4 protein-coding genes are annotated in these 3,030 nt (G+C 72.2%); all 4 read left to right on the top strand.

Annotation, left to right across the window (positions count from 1 at the left end; all coding sequences use genetic code 11):
* The first annotated feature begins 78 nt into the window (after nt 1-78).
* The 4 genes from ruvC to yajC all read left to right on the top strand — a co-directional run bounded on the left by ruvC (nt 79) and on the right by yajC (nt 3,002).
* Entirely contained in the window at nt 79-621 is a 543-nt protein-coding gene (gene ruvC, locus ACFULQ_RS48905; RefSeq protein ID WP_383558270.1) for a crossover junction endodeoxyribonuclease RuvC, read from the top strand.
* Complete coding sequence (ruvA, locus tag ACFULQ_RS48900; protein WP_383558267.1) at nt 618-1,223, top strand: Holliday junction branch migration protein RuvA; 606 nt, start codon at nt 618-620, stop codon at nt 1,221-1,223. Before ruvC ends, ruvA begins: the two co-directional genes overlap by 4 nt.
* 9 nt (nt 1,224-1,232) lie before the next feature.
* Nucleotides 1,233-2,303 carry a Holliday junction branch migration DNA helicase RuvB gene (ruvB, locus tag ACFULQ_RS48895; protein WP_383558264.1) on the top strand — a complete coding sequence of 357 codons (1,071 nt, stop codon included), beginning with the start codon at nt 1,233-1,235 and terminating at the stop codon, nt 2,301-2,303.
* 174 nt (nt 2,304-2,477) lie between these two features.
* Nucleotides 2,478-3,002 carry a preprotein translocase subunit YajC gene (yajC, locus tag ACFULQ_RS48890; protein WP_383558262.1) on the top strand — a complete coding sequence of 175 codons (525 nt, stop codon included), beginning with the start codon at nt 2,478-2,480 and terminating at the stop codon, nt 3,000-3,002.
* Nucleotides 3,003-3,030 lie beyond the last annotated feature (28 nt).

Raw genomic sequence — 3,030 nt, 5'->3', positions numbered from 1 at the left:
CGTCCCACCGGCCCGCCGCCGTTGTCGGTGGCAGCGGATAGCCTGGCGTGAAGTCAAAGATCACCGAGGGGAGGGCGCGTGCGCGTACTCGGGGTGGACCCCGGTCTCACGCGGTGCGGTGTCGGGGTGGTCGAAGGCGTCGCCGGGCGGCCCCTGACGATGCTCGGCGTCGGAGTCGTCCGCACGCCCGCGGACGCCGAGCTGGGGCAGCGGCTCGTCGCCGTCGAGCAGGGCATCGAGCAGTGGCTGGACGAGCACCGGCCCGAATACGTCGCCGTGGAGCGGGTGTTCAGCCAGCACAACGTCCGTACGGTGATGGGCACCGCCCAGGCCAGCGCGGTCGCGATGCTGTGCGCCGCCCGCCGGGGCATCCCCGTAGCCCTGCACACCCCGAGCGAGGTCAAGGCAGCTGTCACCGGCAGCGGCCGCGCCGACAAGGCCCAGGTCGGCGCCATGGTCACCCGGCTGCTGCGGCTCGACGCCCCGCCCAAGCCGGCCGACGCCGCCGACGCCCTCGCGCTCGCCATCTGCCACATCTGGCGCGCCCCCGCCCAGAACCGACTCCAGCAGGCCGTGGCCCTGCACACAGCCAAAGCAGCACCGAAAGGCCGTCTCGCATGATCGCGTTCGTCAGCGGCACCGTCGCCGCCCTCGCTCCCGACGCCGCGGTGGTCGAGGTGGGCGGTGTGGGCATGGCCGTCCAGTGCACCCCGAACACCCTGTCCACGCTCCGGCTCGGCAAGCCGGCCAAGCTGGCCACCTCGCTCGTCGTACGGGAGGACTCCCTCACCCTGTACGGCTTCGTGGACGACGACGAGCGCCAGGTCTTCGAGCTGCTCCAGACCGCCAGCGGCGTCGGCCCCCGGCTGGCCCAGGCGATGCTGGCCGTGCACACCCCGGACGCGCTGCGCCGGGCGGTGGCCACCGGCGACGAGAAGGCGCTGATCGCGGTCCCCGGCATCGGCAAGAAGGGCGCCCAGAAGCTGCTGCTTGAGCTCAAGGACCGGCTGGGCGAACCGATCGGGGCGCCCGCGATCGGAGCCCCCGTCACCCAGGGCTGGCGCGACCAGCTGCACGCCGCCCTGATCGGCCTCGGCTACGCCACGCGCGAGGCCGACGAGGCCGTCACCGCCGTGACCCCGCAGGCGGAGGCGGCCGAGGGCACGCCCCAGGTCGGCCAGCTGCTGAAGGCCGCCCTGCAGACTTTGAACCGCGCCCGCTAGGAGACGTCAGTGAACTGGGACGACACGACCGACGAGACCGCCGCCGAGCGGCTCGTCGGTGCGTCCGCCGACCGCGAGGACCAGGCCGTCGAGGCCGCCCTGCGCCCCAAGGACCTGGACGAGTTCATCGGCCAGGAGAAGGTCCGCGAACAGCTCGACCTGGTCCTGCGCGCCGCCCGCGCGCGCGGCGCCACCGCCGACCATGTGCTGCTCTCCGGTGCCCCCGGCCTCGGCAAGACCACCCTGTCGATGATCATCGCGGCCGAGATGGGCGCCCCGATCCGCATCACCAGCGGCCCGGCCATCCAGCACGCCGGCGACCTGGCGGCGATCCTCTCCTCCCTCCAGGAGGGCGAGGTCCTTTTCCTCGACGAGATCCACCGCATGTCGCGGCCCGCCGAGGAGATGCTCTACATGGCCATGGAGGACTTCCGGGTCGACGTCATCGTCGGCAAGGGCCCCGGCGCCACCGCCATCCCCCTGGAGCTGCCCCCCTTCACCCTGGTCGGCGCCACCACGCGCGCGGGCCTGCTGCCGCCCCCGCTGCGCGACCGCTTCGGCTTCACCGCGCACATGGAGTTCTACGAACCCGCCGAGCTGGAGCGCGTCATCCACCGCTCGGCCAACCTCCTCGACGTCGAGATCGGCGCCGACGGCGCCGCCGAGATCGCCGGCCGCTCCCGCGGCACGCCCCGCATCGCCAACCGCCTGCTGCGCCGGGTCCGCGACTACGCCCAGGTCAAGGCCGACGGCATCATCACCCGCGACATCGCGGCGGCCGCGCTCAAGGTCTACGAGGTCGACGCCCGCGGCCTCGACCGGCTGGACCGCGGGGTGCTCGAGGCCCTGCTCAAGCTGTTCGGCGGCGGCCCGGTCGGCCTGTCCACGCTCGCCGTCGCGGTGGGGGAGGAGCGCGAGACCGTAGAGGAGGTCGCCGAACCCTTCCTGGTCCGCGAGGGCCTGCTCGCGCGCACTCCGCGCGGACGGGTCGCCACTCCCGCCGCCTGGGCCCACCTCGGTCTCACCCCGCCGCGCTCCGCGGCCACGGGAAACGGACAACAGGACCTGTTCGGGACGTGATGCCTTCGTGACGGCACGGCATTGGCCGGGTCCGGAACCCAGGTGCGATGCTGAGCGTTGTTCCATGCACGCGGACTCGCTTAGACTCCGCCGATGCCGCCTTTGTCGGCGACATGCACACCCCCAACCATCAGGCCGCTCACCATCGCGGTCGCGTGAAGGAAGTTCCGACCCGTGAGTCTCGTGACCCTCCTCCCGTTCATCGTGCTCATCGGGGCCATGTTCCTGATGACCCGGTCGGCCAAGAAGAAGCAGCAGCAGGCCGCCACCATGCGGAACGACATGCAGCCCGGCAGCGGCGTCCGCACGATCGGGGGTATGTACGCCACGGTCAAGGAGGTCGGCGACGACACCGTCCTCCTCGACGCGGGCCCGGGCGTGGAACTGCTCTTCGCGAAGAACGCCATCGGTGCCGTACTGACGGACGACGAGTACAACCGCATCGTCCACGGCATCGAGCACGACCTGAAGTCCGACTCCGACGTCGTCCCGGACGACGCCTCCTCCCTCACCGACGACGCCTCCGCCGACGAAGCTGCCGCCGCCTCCGACGAGAAGTCCGTCGACCTCGGTAAGAAGGACACGGCCGAGGAGGCCCCCGCCGACGCGCCCGCCAAGGCCGACGCCGACGTGGAGGACGCCGAGGCGAAGTCGGACGACGAGCCGAAGAAGACCGACGGCGACTCCGGCGCGAAGTAACCGCATTCCGGGGCGCGCGGACCTGGTC

This window comes from Streptomyces sp. NPDC057253, assembly GCF_042669125.1.
GTDB lineage: Bacteria > Actinomycetota > Actinomycetes > Streptomycetales > Streptomycetaceae > Streptomyces.
The sequence above is the reverse complement of the archived record's forward strand: the minus strand, read 5'-3'. Positions and strand labels throughout refer to the sequence as shown.

What these genes read in the sequence shown, in the direction of transcription:
- ruvA (WP_383558267.1), top strand. Translation starts at nt 618, where the DNA reads ATGATCGCGTTCGTCAGCGGCACCGTCGCCGCCCTCGCTCCCGACGCC.